Origin of the sequence: Micromonospora globosa (assembly GCF_000717585.1) — a bacterium.
Classification (GTDB): domain Bacteria; phylum Actinomycetota; class Actinomycetes; order Mycobacteriales; family Micromonosporaceae; genus Micromonospora; species Micromonospora aurantiaca.
The window spans coordinates 15,322-30,180 of the sequence record NZ_JNZR01000010.1; the positions used below are offsets into that span (position 1 = coordinate 15,322).

Here is a 14,859-nt window from a genome sequence, read left to right on the forward strand (position 1 = left end):
CTCAGACCACCACCACCGTGATCGGGTACGTGCGGCCGTCCTGCGGGATGGTGACCACCACCGTGCCGGTGCGCACGAACCGGATGTCCACCACACCGGCCTCGTAGCTGCGCGAGACCAGGTCCTCCCGGTCCACGGTGACCTCACCCGGCCCGATCCCCCGGATGCGCAGGATCCCGCCGGCGGCGAAGCAGAGGGACTTCAGCAGCGCCAGCTCGGTCTCGGCGAGCACCAGGTCGTAGCGGACCGGCCCGAAGCACGCGGCCGGCGCCGTGGTGCGTACCGACGGGGTGGGCCGGGTGGTCCGGGGCGTGACCGGCGGCCGTGACCGCGTACGCGTGCTCGTCGGCGTGGCCCCCGACGGCTCCGGGACCGGCGTGCCCGTGCCCAGCGGCGCCGGGGTGGGGCCGGGTGAGGTCGCGGCGGTGGGCGGCGCGGCGGCGACGGCGCTGGTCACCGCCGGCTGTACCGGCAGCGGCGAGACCGGGCGGTCGGCGCAGGCGGGCGTCCCGGCGAGGGCGACGAGTGCGACGACCGCGACGCCGCGCCGACGGCGGGCCGGGTCACGCATCGGACAGCCGCGCCCGGAGCTGCCGGCGGGCCTCGTGGATGCGGGACTTCACGGTCCCCTCCGGCACGTCGAGCAGGCCGGCGATCTCCCGGTAGCTCAGTCCAAGCACATCGCGCAGGGTCACCGCCTCGGCGAGGTCCGGCGGGACCGCGTCGAGGGCGTCGAGCAGGTCGAGCCGGGTGCCGGCGACCACGCTGGTCCGGCGCGGGTCGGGCCGGTCCGGCAGCGGGACGCCGCCGGCCTCCCGCCGCCACCGTCGCCGCAACGTCCGGTAGGTGGAGCGGGCCCGGTTGGCGGTGATCCGGTACAGCCAGGTGTCGAACGACGAGCGGCCCTCGAACCCGGTGATCCCGTGGGCGAGCGCGAGCAGAGCGTCCTGGCAGGCCTCCTCGGCGTCCTGCCGGTGGGGCAGCAGCCGGGCGCACTGCCGCAGCACCTCCGGCCGTACGGTGGCCAGCAGGGCGTCGAGGGCCTCGCGGTCGCCGCGTGCCGCCGACCGGGCCAGCTCGTCCGTGCCGTCGGGGAGGGGCATCAGGGGCGTCCCAGTGCTCGCCGGTGGTCCGGACCCCAGGCTATGCCCCGGGAGGCCGTGCCGCCCCGGCTGAGTCGGGCAGCCGACGGCGTCCCGCCCCGGCGCCGACGGCACCGGGGCGGGACGGGGAGCGCGGCGCCGGGCGTCAGCGCGCGGCGCGGGCGGCCTTGACCGCGCTGTCGACCACGTCCCAGATCGCGACCAGCACGACCACCGCGCCCGCCACCCGGGCGAACTCGACGGTCCCGCCGTCGCGCAGCCAGGCGAACCGCTCGACCAGTTCCGGGTTGAGCAGCCGGTCGGTGGCGAGCAGCCAGAGCACCGGGGCGGCGAATGCCGCGTTGAGCACCGCGTTGACCACGACCAGCGGCCAGGTCCACCGCCCGGCCCGGTACTTGGCGATCTCCAGGCCGACGGTGGCCAGCAGCACCACGATCAGGGCCGGCAGCCAGAAGCCCCAGAGCGCCGGGTCGAGCACCGCCATCCGGGAACCGTCGTCGGTGGTCCAGCGCTGGAAGTGCTGACCGATCAGGAAGCCGACGGTGACGAGCAGGAACACCACCGAGGCGATGCTGTCGGAGTGGCTGATCTGCCGTTCCCGGCTCTCCTCGGGGAGCTGGTCGACGGTCCACTCGGGCAGGCCGAGCGGCGTGCGGGTGCGCTCCAGCACGGCGAACACCAGCGTGACCCAGAACGCGATCTGGACCGCGGTCTGCATCGCGGCCACGATCGCCGCGCCGATCGCCGCGCCCGGCTCGCCGTCGATGAGCGCCTTGGCGAGGCCGGCGAGCACGCCCACGATCGCCGGGATGTACGTGAGCAGCAGCCGCAGCAGCCGCCACCAGGTCAGGTAGTACCGCGGGCCGATCAGTTGCAGGGTGCGGTCGCTGTAGCGGGCCGCGAGCTTCTCCGGGTGGCCCAGCTCGGTGAGCACCTCGCGCTCGGCGGAGGCGTGGTCCTGCCCGCCAGAGGTCCGGTCGTCGATCATGTCGGCGATGGAGCCGCGCAGTTCCTCGGCCAGTTCCAGGCGGCGCTGCGCGGGCACGGTCCGCATGGTGGCGGCGACGTAACGGTCGGTCAGGGAACTCATCGTTCCGCTCCTTCGATCAGGTCGGTGACGGACGTCCGCACCGCGGTCATGTCGTCGAGCAGGCGGTTCAGGACGGCCTCGCCGTCGTCGCTGGTCCGGTAGAACTTGCGCGGCCGGCTCTCCTCGGTGTTCCACTCGCTGGTCAGCAGGCCCTGGTCCTCGAGCCGGCGCAGCAGCGGGTAGAGCGTGTTGGCGTCGACCGCGAAGCCGTGCGCGGCCAGCCGTTGCAGCAGGGCGTATCCGTAGTCGGGGCGGTGCAGGGCGACCAGGCTGGCCACCACGACCGTGCCGCGCCGTAGCTCCTGGAGGTGGGTCCGGAGGACCTCTTCGCTGACCATGTGCAACACGATACTGTGTGCCACACACCATTGCAACAGAGAAGAACATCGCGTGCCGTACACCGGTCGGCCGGAGAGACCCGGGCCACCCTCGGCGCGGACGGTGGAGCCCGCACGATCACCTCGGTAGGGTGGGTCGGTCGACTCCGACGCAGCTTGATCCACAACCCGGGGGGCGCCACGCATGGGCGATTCGTTCGCGCATCTGCACGTACACACCGAGTACTCGATGCTCGACGGGGCGGCCCGGCTCAAGGACCTCTTCGCCGAGGCGGCGCGGCTCGGCATGCCGGCGGTGGCGATCACCGACCACGGCAACATGCACGGCGCGAACGACTTCTACAAGCAGGCCATGGACGCCGGGGTCAAGCCCATCCTCGGCGTCGAGGCGTACGTCGCGCCGGAGTCGCGCTTCCACAAGGCCCGGGTCAAGTGGGGGCGCCCCGAGCAGAAGAGCGACGACGTCTCCGGTAACGGCGCGATCACCCACATGACCATGTGGGCGGCCAACCGCGACGGCCTGCACAACCTGTTCAAGCTCAACTCCCGCGCCTCCATGGAGGGCCACTACGTGAAGTGGCCCCGGATGGACATGGAGCTGATCGCCGAGCACGCCGAGGGCATCATGGCCACCACCGGCTGCCCGTCCGGCGCGGTGCAGACCCGGCTGCGGCTGGGCCAGTTCGACGAGGCGCTCAAGGTCGCGGCCGCGTACCAGGACATCTTCGGCAAGGACAACTACTTCCTGGAGATCATGGACCACGGCCTCGACATCGAGCGCCGGGTCCGCGACGGGCTCACCGAGATCGCCCGCAAGCTCGACATCCCGCCGGTGGTCACCAACGACTCGCACTACACGCACGAGGCGCAGGCCGAGGCGCACGACGTGCTGCTCTGCGTCCAGACCGGCAGCAACGTGGCCGACCCGAACCGGTTCCGGTTCGAGGGCGGCGGCTACTTCGTCAAGTCCGCCGACCAGATGCGCGCCGTCGACTCCTCCGAGCTGTGGCAGCAGGGCTGCCGCAACACGCTGCTGGTCGCCGAGAAGGTCGACCCGGCCGGCATGTTCACGTTCCACAACCTGATGCCGCGGTTCCCGATCCCCGAGGGCGAGACCGAGGAATCCTGGTTCCGCAAGGAGACCTTCGCCGGCCTGGCGCGCCGCTTCCCCGGCGGCATCCCCGAGGGCCACGTCGTCCAGGCCGAGTACGAGCTGGGCGTCATCATCCAGATGGGCTTCCCGTCGTACTTCCTCGTGGTCGCCGACTTCATCCAGTGGGCCAAGAGCCAGGGCATCGCGGTCGGCCCGGGGCGCGGCTCGGCGGCCGGCTCGCTCGTGGCGTACGCGCTGGGCATCACCGACCTCGACCCGATCCCGCACGGCCTGATCTTCGAGCGGTTCCTCAACCCCGAACGCGTCTCCATGCCCGATGTCGACATCGACTTCGACGAGCGCCGGCGCGGTGAGGTCATCAAGTACGTGACCGACAAGTGGGGCGAGGACAAGGTCGCGCAGATCGCCACGTTCGGCACGATCAAGGCGAAGGCCGCGATCAAGGACTCGGCCCGCGTGCTCGGCTTCCCGTACGCGGTCGGCGACCGGATCACCAAGGCCATGCCCCCGGCGGTGATGGGCAAGGACATCCCGCTGTCCGGCATCTTCGACCCGAAGCACCCGCGCTACGCCGAGGCGGGCGAGATCCGGGGCCTCTACGAGTCCGACCCGGACGTCAAGAAGGTCATCGAGACCGCCAAGGGCATCGAGGGCCTGATCCGGCAGACCGGTGTGCACGCCGCCGGCGTCATCATGTCCGCCGAACCGATCATCGAGCACATCCCGCTGATGCGGCGCGACTCCGACGGCGTCATCATCACGCAGTTCGACTACCCGACCTGCGAGTCGCTCGGGCTGCTGAAGATGGACTTCCTCGGCCTGCGGAATCTGACGATCATCGACGACGCGGTGAAGAACATCCAGCTCAACCACGGCCGGGAGCTGGACCTGCTCGGCCTGCCGCTTGACGACAGGCAGGCGTACGAGCTGCTGGCCCGCGGTGACACGCTCGGCGTGTTCCAGCTCGACGGCGGGCCGATGCGCTCGCTGCTGCGGCTGATGAAGCCGGACAACTTCGAGGACATCTCCGCCGTCCTGGCGCTCTACCGGCCCGGCCCGATGGGCGTGGACTCGCACACCAACTACGCGCTGCGCAAGAACGGGCTCCAGGAGATCACCCCGATCCACCCGGAGCTGGAGGAGCCGCTGCGCGAGATCCTCGCGCCCACGTACGGCCTGATCGTCTACCAGGAGCAGGTGCAGCGCGCCGCGCAGATCCTCGCCGGCTACACGCTCGGCCAGGCCGACCTGCTGCGCCGGGCGATGGGCAAGAAGAAGAAGGAGATCCTCGACAAGGAGTTCATCCCGTTCCGGGACGGCTGCCGCGAGCGCGGCTACTCCGACGAGGCCATCCAGGCCGTGTGGGACGTGCTGGTCCCGTTCGCCGGTTACGCGTTCAACAAGGCCCACTCCGCCGCGTACGGCCTGGTCTCCTACTGGACCGCGTACCTCAAGGCGCACTACCCGGCCGAGTACATGGCCGCGCTGCTCACCTCCGTCGGTGACGACAAGGACAAGATGGCCCTGTACCTGTCCGAGTGCCGCCGGATGCGCATCCAGGTGCTCCCGCCGGACGTGAACACCTCGGCCGGGCCGTTCACCCCGGTCGGCAAGGAGATCCGCTTCGGTCTCGGCGCGGTACGCAACGTCGGTGCGAACGTGGTCGCCTCGATCATGCGGTGCCGCGAGGAGAAGGGCGACTACACCGACTTCTACGACTTCCTGTCCAAGGTCGACGCCGTCGTCTGCAACAAGAAGACCATCGAATCGCTGATCAAGGCCGGGGCGTTCGACTCGCTCCAGCATCCGCGCAAGGGCCTGCTGGCCGTGCACGCCGACGCCATCGACGCGTACGCCGACGTCAAGCGCAAGGAGGCGGTCGGCCAGTACGACCTGTTCGGCGCCGGATTCGGCGAGGCGGACACCGGTGGCAGCACCACTGTCATGCCGGTCATCGGCGAGGGGGAGTGGGACAAGCGCGACAAGCTCGCGTTCGAGCGCGAGATGCTCGGTCTGTACGTCTCCGACCACCCGCTCTTCGGTCTGGAGCACGTGCTCGGTGCCGCCGCGGATACCACGATCGCCGCGCTGTCGGAGGAGGGCACGGTGCCCGACGGCGCGGTGGTCACGCTGGCCGGCATCCTCTCCGGCGTGCAGCGCCGGGTCACCAAGCAGGGCCGGGCCTGGGCGTCGGCCACCCTCGAAGACCTCGCCGGCGGCGTGGAGACGCTGTTCTTCCCGAATACGTACGAGGTGATCGGGCAGTACATCGCCGAGGACGCGATCGTGGTGGTGAAGGGCCGGGTGGACCGGCGCGACGACACCCCGCGCATCATGGCGATGGACATGTCCATGCCGGACGTCAGCAGCACCCCGGGGAGCAAGCCGATCACGCTCACCATCCCGGTGCACCGCTGCACGCCGCCGCTCGTGGAACGGCTCAAGGAGACGCTGGTGCTGCACCCCGGCGACACCGAGGTGCACGTCAAGCTGCTCAACGGCGGCAAGGTCACCACGCTGCGTCTCGGCCCGTTCCGGGTCGCGCCGACCACAGCGCTGATGGGTGACCTGAAGAGCGTGCTCGGCCCGGCCAACGTGAGCTGACCGGGCCGAGCGCCTCCGGCGCGGCGCCGGGACGTGCCGCTAGACGCGGGTGACGCGGATGGCGTCGGCGATCACGTACCCGGTGCTGCCGGACCATCGGCTGACACCCACCTTGTTGGCGTCCCCGGCGGCCAGGGTGAAGGTGCCCAGCGAACGCCACGTACCGCCGTTGGCTGTCTGGTTCACCGAGACCGTCTGGTTGCCGCTGGTGGTCGCGACGATGTACGGCGTGCTGGTGTTGTAGCCGGCGACGGCCGGATACCAGACCTCCACCCGGTAGGTGGCGGTCGCCGGGATGTTCACCTTGTACCAGGCGGCGTCGCTGGCCGCGACGGGGTTGGCGTACCGGTAGTCGGCGCCGTAGCGCTGCGCCGAGTACGTCGAGGTGCTCCAGTTGGCGCTCGCGGTGAACCGGCCGGCGGTGGTGTTGTCCACGACCGTCGACCAAGTGGTCGGCGGCGGCGTGGTGCCGCCGGTGACGAGCTGCATGTAGTAGGTCCAGTTCCAGTTCGGACCGGGGTCGGTGTGCGTGGCGCCCGGCACCTGGTTGTGCCCGATGATGTTGTTGCGGGTCTTCGGGATGCCGTACTTGTCGCACAGGAACCGGGTCAGCGCCGCCGACGACCGGTACATCGCGTCTGTGTACCAGGAGGCGTTCTCGACGTACCCCTCGTGCTCGATGCCGATCGACTGGGTGTTGTAGGTCCAGTTGCCGGCGTGCCAGGCGATGTCCTTGTCCCGCACCATCTGGGTCACCGCGCCGTCGGAGGAGCGGAGCAGGTAGTGCGCACTGGTGCCGGCGGCGGCGTTCTGGAACCAGCTGATCGAGCCGGCGTAGCTGCCCTGCATGGTGTGGATGACGATGTAGTTGATCGGGTACGCCGACTCGCGGCTGGAGACCGTGTAGTTGGACGAGTTGGCCGGCACCCAGGCCGCCGGGCCGTAGTCGGTGCTCAGGGTGCCGAAGTCGCCGGTGCCCAAGGGCGCCACGGCGGCGTACCGGCCCCGCTGGGGTGCGACCGGACGGCCGTCCACGCTGACCTCGCCGCCGGCGGTGGTCGCGATGAAGCCCCTGGCGAGCAGGTCGTACACGGAGTCGGCGTACAGCCGGGCGGTGGCCGCGTCCGTCGAGCCCCCGTAGCGGGCGATCGGGCCGTACCACTGGTTGACGTCGTCGCGCTGCGCCGCGGTGAGCCCGGCCTCGTCGGCGTAGGAGCGCAGCACCGCCGCCGCGCCGGCCACGTTCGCCGCGTCCCGGGTACGCAGTTCGGCGCGGTCCAGCCGGGTCCGGCGCGCGGCCTCGTCGAGGGTCCGCACCTTCGGGTTGCTGGTCAGGTGCATCACGCCGTATCCGCCGGAGACGCTGGGCTCGCCGCCGTGGCCGTCCAGGCGGGTCTCGGCGTACCCGAGCGCGGCGAGCAGGTCGCGCGGCACGTCGGAGGCGGTGGCGGCCCGGTCGAAGGCGGCGGCGAGCGGCTGCGCGCCGTGCTGTGGCGCGGCCTGGGCCGGCTGGCCGGTCAGGCCGATCATGAGGATCATGGCGCCGCCGAGCAGGTGGCTCACCCGACGCGAGGGTCTCCGAATCGTCACAGGCACTCCTCGTCCACTACAGGGGGCGACTGGCTCACGTCGCCGGTTCGCCGCACCCTATAGCGTGACGTTCGTCTATGTCGATACCTTGCATCAACGGGCCCTTTGATGAAGACTTCCTTCAGGTGTGCGGCATCTCCGGCAGTCGCGCCGCCCGCCGCCGCGCCCCGGCCCGTTCCGGAGGCGGTGTCCACCGTGCTCGGGGATCACCCCTCGGCCTGGTCGGCGTGAGCTGCCCCCGTACCGTCGCGGTGTTGCCCGGCGGGCCACGGCCGGGCAGGATCGGGCGGATGCCGCCCGCCGACCTGCTGCGCGTTCGTGACCTGGTGCCCGACTTCCTCGCCTGCGCCGAGGGGCGCCGGTCCGCGTCGCCGGAGCCGTGGAGCGCGCACTACCTGGCCGCGCATCCGGACGCGGTCCGGGTGCTGCGCCGCGACGGCGACTGGTCCGACGCCGCCGGCGTGGCATCCGTCCTGGACGGGCTCCGCGGCCGCGCCGCCGACCTGGCGGCACGAGCCGAGAGGGTACGCGCGCTGCTGCCCGACGGCGTCACGGCGGTGGCCGGTGCGCTGGGCTGGTCCGGCGACGGCGGGCCGGTCGAGTGCGTGGTGCTGGTCGGGCTGAACCAGGCCAACGGCTGGGCCGGAGAGCTGAACGGCAGGTACGCGCTCTTCCTCGCAGTGGAACAGCTCGGGCCGCCGGAGGATCTCGACCTGCTGGTGCGGCACGAGGCCGCGCACGTGGTGCACGACCGCGGCGCCGCGATCCGCGACTGGCCCGAGTGCGGGGTGGCGAACGCGTTGTTCACCGAAGGGCTCGCCACACAGGTCACGGCGGAACTGGACGCCGGCCGGCCGGACGAGGAGTACCTCTGGTTCGGCCGCCCCGGTCACCGGCGGTGGCTCGACGAGTGCCGCCGCCGGTGGCCGGAGATCCTGCGCCGGGTACGCGCCGACCTCGACGCCACGGACGCGGAGCACCACGCCCCGTACTTCCTGATGCGGGACTCGCCGCTGGCCGGCGGTCTGCCGAAGCGTTGCGGCTACCTGGTCGGCCTGACCGCGGTACGACACCTGCGCCGCCACCACTCCCTGCGGGACCTGGCCGGGTGGCCCCTGCCCCGCGTCCGCGCAGAGATCGCCGCCGCACTGGCCGACCTCCCTCCACCGACCTGACCCCCACCCTCCGCGACGATCATGAGGTTGGCGGCGACAATTCGGACAGCCGGCACCGCCAACTTCATGATCGTCCGGGCGGGGGTGCTGGTGCGTCGCGTCCCCGCCCGCCCCCGCGCCCCTGCTCGTGCCGCGCGATCTTGCAGTTTCGGCCCTGCGGATCGCTGGTTTGCCACGATTTGCCGGGGCCGAAAGTGCAAGATCGCGGGCGGGGTGGGGCGGGCTCGGGCGGGGTGGGGCCACGGGGGTGGGATTGGCGGTGCCGGGGTGGGGGCGGGGGTGGTTAGCGTCGGTGGCATGGAGCTGGAGCAGGCGCAGAAGTTGTGGCAGCCGGAGCCGGGCTGGTTGAACACGGCCACCTACGGACTGCCGCCGGAGCCGGTGTGGGACGCCGTGCAGCGGGTGCTCGCCGACTGGCGGACCGGGCGGGTGTCGTTCGAGGTGTGGGAGGAGTCGGTGGACCGGTCCCGGGCCGCGTTCGCCCGGCTGACCGGTGTGGACGTCGCCGACGTGAGCATCGGCGCCAGCGCGTCACAACTCGTCGCGCCGATCGCGGCCGGGCTGCCGGCGGGCGCAACGGTGGTGGTCCCCGAGACCGAGTTCACCTCGATCCTGTTCCCGTGGCTGGTGCAGCAGGACCGCGGCGTGCGGGTACGCACCGTGCCGCTGGCCGGCCTGGTCGACGCGATCGACGCCGACACCGATCTGGTGGCGTTCAGCGTGGTGCAGTCCGCCGACGGCACAGTGCTCCCGTACGACGAGATCGTCGCGGCGGCCCGGGCGCACGGCGCGTTCGTGGTGGCCGACGCGACGCAGGCGTGCGGGTGGCTGCCGTTCGCGGCGGACCGGGCGGACGCGGTGGTGGTCGGGGCGTACAAGTGGTTGATGTCGCCGCGTGGATCGGCCTTCGCCTACCTGGCCCCGGCGCTGCGCGAGCGGATGCGCCCGGACGCGGCCGGGTGGTACGCGGGCCGCGAGCCGCACGCCTCCTACTACGGGCTGCCACTGCGCCTGGCCGACGACGCGCGCCGGTTCGACATCGCGCCGCCGTGGCTCAGCTACGCGGGCACCGCCCCGGCGCTGGAACTGCTCGCCGACCTCGACCCGGAGGCGGTGCGCGCGTACGACGTGGGGCTGGCCAACCGGTTCCTGACCGGGCTGGGCCGGCCGCCCGGCGACAGCGCGATCGTCAGCGTGGACGTGCCGGACGCGCAGGAGCGGCTGGCCCGCGCCGGGGTGCGCGCGGCGGTACGGGCGGGCCGGGTGCGCGCCTCGTTCCACCTCTACACGACCGAGGCGGACGTGGATCGGGCGGTCGAGGCGCTGACCGGCTGACTGCTCAGGCCAGGTGGCCGCCGATCTTCGTGTAGCCGCGCAGCAGGTCGCGGGAGATGATCAGCCGCTGCATCTCGTCGGTGCCCTCGAAGATCCGGTACAGCCGGACCTGCCGGTACCAGCGTTCGATCGGCAGCTCACGGGTGTAGCCCATGCCGCCGTGGATCTGGAGCACCCGGTCCACCACCCGGTTGACCATGCCGGCGCCGTAGAGCTTGCCCATGGAGGAGGCGTGCCGGGGGTCGAGGCCCTGGTCGACGGTCCAGGCCGAGCGCAGGATCAGCCAGCGGGCCGCCTCCAGCTCGGTCTCCGAGTCGGCGATCATCCACTGGATGGCCTGGTTGGTGGCGATCGGCGCGCCGAACGTCTCCCGCGTGTTGGCGTGGTCGATGGCCATCTGAAGGGCGCGCTCGGCGATGCCGATGGCGTGCGACGGGATGGTGTAGCGGCCCTTGCCGATCCACTCCATGCCGAGCGTGAAGCCCTGCCCGATCTCGCCGAGGATGTTGCGGTGCGGCACCCGTACGCCGTCGAAGATCAGTGAGGCGGGGCCGCCCTCGCCCATGGTCTGGATGAACTCGGAGCGCCAGCCCATCGCGCGGTCCACCAGGAACGCGGTGGCGCCGCCGCGGCGGGCGCCCTTCTCCGGGTCGGTCACCGCGACCACGATGGCGAAGTCGGCGTCGTTGCCGTTGGTGATGAACGTCTTCTCGCCGTCGAGGACCCAGTCGTCGCCGTCGCGGCGGGCGCGCAGCTTGATGTTCGCCGCGTCGGAGCCCGCGCCGGGCTCGGTGATGGCGAAGCAGGAGATCCGTTCGCCCTCGATGGTGGGGATCAGGAACTCGCGTTTCTGCTCCTCGGTGGCGTGGAACAGGATGTTGTCGGCCTCGCCGCCGAAGCGGAACGGCACGAAGCTGCGGCCCAGTTCGGTCCAGATCAGCGACTGCATGACCGCCGGCAGGTCCATCCCGCCGTACTCCTCCGGCGTGGCCAGCCCCCAGAAGCCGAACTTCTTCGCCTTGAGCTGGAGTTCGCGCAGCTCGGAGCGGTCCAGGCCGGGCTGGTGGGCGCGCTCGCGGCGCAGCACCTCCGCCTCCAGCGGCATCACCTCGCGGGTGACGAACGTGCGAACGGTGTCCCGGATCGCGCGTTCCTCGTCGGACAGTGCGAAGTCCACGGTGCCCCCTCAGGTCGACTGGCTCTAAACTAGCGCTGGAAGTTTTACCGCGTCCAGACCCGATGTCGAAGGGAGGATGATGACCAGGTGCCCCGACCCCGACAGGCCCTGCTCACCCGCGACCGGATCGTCGAGACCGCGCTGGCGCTGATCGACGCCGACGGGCTGGACGCGCTCTCGACCCGGCGGCTCGCCGCCGCGCTCGGTGTCCGCGGCCCCTCGCTCTACAACCACTTCGCCACCAAGGAGGAGATCCTCGACGCGGTGGCCGACGGCGTCGCGGGGACAGTCGACATCGGCGTCTTCGACGAGTGCGAGTGGCTCGACGCGCTTCGCCGCTGGGCGCGCTCGTACCGGGCCGCGCTGGCGGCGCACCCGAACATCGTGCCGTACCTGGCGCAGGGGCCGGGCCGTCGTCCGGCTGCGCTCGCCATGGCCGACGCGGTGTACGGCGCGCTGGTCCGGGCCGGCTGGCCGCCCGCGCGGGCCACCCACATCGGCGCCGCGATGCGCTACTTCGTGGCCGGGTCCGCGCTCGGCTCGTTCGCCCGCGGCTTCGTCGAGGACCCCTCGCTCTACGCCGCGCACCCGCACCTCAACCAGGCGCACCGGCTCGCCGGCCACCAGCGCAGCGTGGACGAGGGCGCGTTCACGCTCGGCCTGGACGCGCTGCTGCACGGGCTCGCCGCCGAGTACGCCGCCACCGTCGCCCCGCTGGAACGGGTCGGCGGTCCGGAGTAGCGTCGAAACTCCCACCGCTAGTTTCCGCCGCCCCCGAAGGACGCCATGGATCTCGCCGCCGCCCCTCCCGCCCTGCTGACGCGCCGCCACCTGCACGTCGCCGGTGACTGGGTCGACCCGTCGTCGGGCGACACCATCCCGGTGGAGAACCCGGCCACCGGGAGCATCGTCGGTGAGGTGCCCGCCGGCACACCGGCCGACGTGGACCGCGCGGTCGCCGCCGCCCGTGCCGCGTTCCCCGGCTGGGCCGCCACCGCCCCCGAGCAGCGGGCCGCGCACCTGGACCGGCTGCACAGCGCGCTCGCCGCCCGCGCCGACGAGATCGCCCGCACCGTGGCGACCGAGCTGGGCACCCCGCTCAAGCTCGCCACCCGGGTCCAGGCCGGCCTGCCGCTGACGGTGCTGCGGAGCATCGTCGACCTGGCCGCCCGCCCGGCGGCCGAGCACACGGTCGGCAACTCGCTCGTCGTCCGGGAGCCGGTCGGCGTGGTCGGCGCGATCACCCCGTGGAACTACCCGCTGCACCAGGTGGTCGCCAAGGTCGCGCCCGCGCTCGCCGCCGGCTGCACAGTGGTGCTCAAGCCCAGCGAGCTGACGCCGCTGACCGCGTACCTGCTGTTCGACGCGATCACCGACGCCGGGCTGCCGCCCGGCGTGGTGAACCTGGTGCCCGGCACCGGCCCGGTGGTCGGCGAGGCGCTCGCCGCGCACCCCGACGTCGACCTGGTCTCGTTCACCGGCTCCACCGCCACCGGCCGGCGCATCGCCCACCTGGCCGCCGAGCGGATCGCCCGGGTGTCGCTGGAACTCGGTGGCAAGTCGGCGAACGTCATCCTGGCCGACGCCGACCTGCCCACCGCGGTCAAGGTCGGCGTCGGCAACGCGCTGCTCAACTCCGGGCAGACCTGCACCGCCTGGACCCGGATGCTCGTACACCGCGACCGCTACGCCGAGGCGCTGGACCTGGTCGCGGCGGCGGTTGCCGGCTACCGGCTCGGCGACCCCTTCGACCCGGCCACCCGGCTCGGCCCGCTCGCCTCCGCCGCGCAGGCCCGGCGGGTACGCGACCACGTCGACCGGGCGCTCGCCGACGGCGCCCGGCTCGTCGCCGGTGGCCCGGACGCGCCACTGCCGCCGCAGGGGCACTTCGTCGCGCCCACCGTCTTCGCCGACGTGCACCCGGACAGCGCGCTCGCCCAGGAGGAGGTGTTCGGCCCGGTGCTCGCGGTGATCCCGTTCGCCGACACCGACGAGGCGGTCGCCGTCGCCAACAACTCCCGGTACGGGCTGGCGGGCGCGGTCTGGTCCGCCGACTCCGACGCGGCGCTGGCAGTGGCCCGGCGGATGCGTACCGGCCAGGTGGACGTCAACGGCGGCGCGTTCAACCCGCTCGCCCCGTTCGGCGGCTACAAGCAGTCCGGCCTCGGCCGGGAGCTGGGCGCGTACGGCGTGGAGGAGTTCACCGAGCTGAAGGCGATCCAGCGGTGAGGGCGCTCGTGGTACGCGGCCGGGGCGCCACACCGGCGGTCGAGGAGGTACGCCTGCCCGCGCCCGGCCCGGGCGAGCTGCGGGTACGCATCCGCGCCGCCGGCATCTGCCACTCCGATCTGGCCATGGTGGACGGCACGCTGGCGCCCGCGTACCCGCTGGTGCTGGGGCACGAGGCGACGGGCGTGGTGGCCGAGGCCGGACCCGGTACGACGCTCGCGGCCGGCACGCCCGTGGTGCTCAACTGGGCGCCGGCCTGCCGCGACTGCTGGCACTGCCGGCACGGCGAACCGTGGCTCTGCGCCGCCAACCCCAACCCGTCGACACCTCGCGGCGAGACGGCCGCCGGTGAGCCCCTTCAGGTCACGCTCGGGCTCGGCGCGCTCGCCGAGGAGGTGGTGGTGCCGCAGCACGCCGCCGTACCGGTGCCTGCCGGACTGCCGCCGGAGCAGGCCGCGGTGCTCGGCTGCGCGGTGCTCACCGGCGTCGGCGCGGTCCGCAACACCGCACGGGTCGCCCCCGGCGAGTCGGTGGCGGTGATCGGGCTCGGCGGAGTGGGCCTGGCCGTGCTGACCGCCGCGCGGCGGGCCGGCGCGGCGCCGATCCTCGCCGTGGACGTGGTGGAGGCCAAGCGGGACCTCGCGCTCGCCGCCGGGGCGACCGACTTCCTGCGCTCCGACGACCGGCTGGGCAAGGAGATCCGGGCCCGCACCGACGGGCGCGGCGTGGACCACGCGTTCGAGTGCGTCGGCCGGTCCGTCACCATCCGCGCCGCCTGGCGGGCGACGCGGCGCGGGGGAGCGGTCACCGTGGTCGGCATGGGCGGCAAGGACGACATGCTCAGCCTCTCCGCGCTGGACATCTTCCACTCCGCGCGCACGCTGCGCTCCTCGGTGTACGGCTCGACCGACCCGGACCGGGAGGTCCCGGAGCTGGCTGCCGCGCTCGCCGCCGGTGACCTGGACCTGGGGCCGCTGGTGAGCGGCACGGTGCCGCTGACCGAGGCGCCCGCGGCGCTGGAGCGGCTGGCCCGCGGCGAGGGCGCCCGCTGGGTCGTCACGTTCCCGGACTGACCGGGCTCCGGCCGGATTCGCCGCCGGCGCA

The 14,859-nt window shown here is 72.6% G+C and carries 12 protein-coding genes; 6 read left to right on the top strand and 6 right to left on the bottom strand.

Annotation, left to right across the window (positions count from 1 at the left end; all coding sequences use genetic code 11):
- Position 1 precedes the first annotated feature (1 nt).
- The 4 genes from IF06_RS0111925 to IF06_RS0111940 all read right to left on the bottom strand — a co-directional run bounded on the left by IF06_RS0111925 (position 2) and on the right by IF06_RS0111940 (position 2,531).
- Positions 2 to 571, bottom strand: coding sequence for a hypothetical protein (locus IF06_RS0111925; protein ID WP_013285444.1), 570 nt, complete (start codon positions 569 to 571; stop codon positions 2 to 4).
- The gene (locus IF06_RS0111930; RefSeq protein ID WP_013285445.1) at positions 564 to 1,103 is read right to left on the bottom strand and encodes an RNA polymerase sigma factor; all 540 of its coding nucleotides are present in this window, start codon (positions 1,101 to 1,103) and stop codon (positions 564 to 566) included. Before IF06_RS0111930 ends, IF06_RS0111925 begins: the two co-directional genes overlap by 8 nt.
- 145 nt (positions 1,104 to 1,248) lie before the next feature.
- Entirely contained in the window at positions 1,249 to 2,193 is a 945-nt protein-coding gene (locus IF06_RS0111935; RefSeq protein WP_013285446.1) for a permease prefix domain 1-containing protein, read from the bottom strand.
- Positions 2,190 to 2,531 carry a PadR family transcriptional regulator gene (locus IF06_RS0111940; protein WP_013285447.1) on the bottom strand — a complete coding sequence of 114 codons (342 nt, stop codon included), beginning with the start codon at positions 2,529 to 2,531 and terminating at the stop codon, positions 2,190 to 2,192. The genes IF06_RS0111935 and IF06_RS0111940 overlap by 4 nt, the downstream gene beginning before the upstream one ends.
- 184 nt (positions 2,532 to 2,715) lie before the next feature.
- Here IF06_RS0111940 and dnaE point away from each other — a divergent pair, with 184 nt between their 5' ends.
- Positions 2,716 to 6,249: a DNA polymerase III subunit alpha gene (dnaE, locus tag IF06_RS0111945; protein ID WP_013285448.1), complete on the top strand. Its 3,534-nt coding sequence runs from the start codon at positions 2,716 to 2,718 to the stop codon at positions 6,247 to 6,249.
- Between the two features lie 39 nt (positions 6,250 to 6,288).
- Here the strand turns inward: dnaE and IF06_RS34950 are convergent, their stop codons facing one another.
- Positions 6,289 to 7,239, bottom strand: coding sequence for an N-acetylmuramoyl-L-alanine amidase (locus tag IF06_RS34950; RefSeq protein ID WP_420063439.1), 951 nt, complete (start codon positions 7,237 to 7,239; stop codon positions 6,289 to 6,291).
- An 890-nt stretch (positions 7,240 to 8,129) separates the two neighbouring features.
- Here IF06_RS34950 and IF06_RS0111955 point away from each other — a divergent pair.
- Together IF06_RS0111955 and IF06_RS0111960 are read left to right on the top strand one after the other, a co-directional pair.
- Positions 8,130 to 9,014, top strand: a complete 885-nt coding sequence (locus tag IF06_RS0111955) for a hypothetical protein (protein ID WP_030270992.1) — start codon at positions 8,130 to 8,132, stop codon at positions 9,012 to 9,014.
- A 297-nt stretch (positions 9,015 to 9,311) separates the two neighbouring features.
- The gene (locus IF06_RS0111960; RefSeq protein ID WP_030270997.1) at positions 9,312 to 10,349 is read left to right on the top strand and encodes an aminotransferase class V-fold PLP-dependent enzyme; all 1,038 of its coding nucleotides are present in this window, start codon (positions 9,312 to 9,314) and stop codon (positions 10,347 to 10,349) included.
- Between the two features lie 4 nt (positions 10,350 to 10,353).
- Here IF06_RS0111960 and IF06_RS0111965 read toward each other — a convergent pair whose 3' ends face one another.
- The gene (locus IF06_RS0111965) at positions 10,354 to 11,526 is read right to left on the bottom strand and encodes an acyl-CoA dehydrogenase family protein (protein ID WP_030270999.1); all 1,173 of its coding nucleotides are present in this window, start codon (positions 11,524 to 11,526) and stop codon (positions 10,354 to 10,356) included.
- An 87-nt stretch (positions 11,527 to 11,613) separates the two neighbouring features.
- On the opposite strand from IF06_RS0111965, the gene IF06_RS0111970 reads away from it, so the two are divergent.
- From IF06_RS0111970 to IF06_RS0111980, 3 genes are read left to right on the top strand one after another with little or no spacing between them, the layout of a single operon-like run.
- Complete coding sequence (locus tag IF06_RS0111970; RefSeq protein WP_030271001.1) at positions 11,614 to 12,267, top strand: TetR/AcrR family transcriptional regulator; 654 nt, start codon at positions 11,614 to 11,616, stop codon at positions 12,265 to 12,267.
- 45 nt (positions 12,268 to 12,312) lie between these two features.
- Positions 12,313 to 13,755 carry an aldehyde dehydrogenase family protein gene (locus IF06_RS0111975; protein WP_013474866.1) on the top strand — a complete coding sequence of 481 codons (1,443 nt, stop codon included), beginning with the start codon at positions 12,313 to 12,315 and terminating at the stop codon, positions 13,753 to 13,755.
- Positions 13,752 to 14,828, top strand: a complete 1,077-nt coding sequence (locus IF06_RS0111980) for an alcohol dehydrogenase catalytic domain-containing protein (RefSeq protein ID WP_225319659.1) — start codon at positions 13,752 to 13,754, stop codon at positions 14,826 to 14,828. Before IF06_RS0111975 ends, IF06_RS0111980 begins: the two co-directional genes overlap by 4 nt.
- Positions 14,829 to 14,859 lie beyond the last annotated feature (31 nt).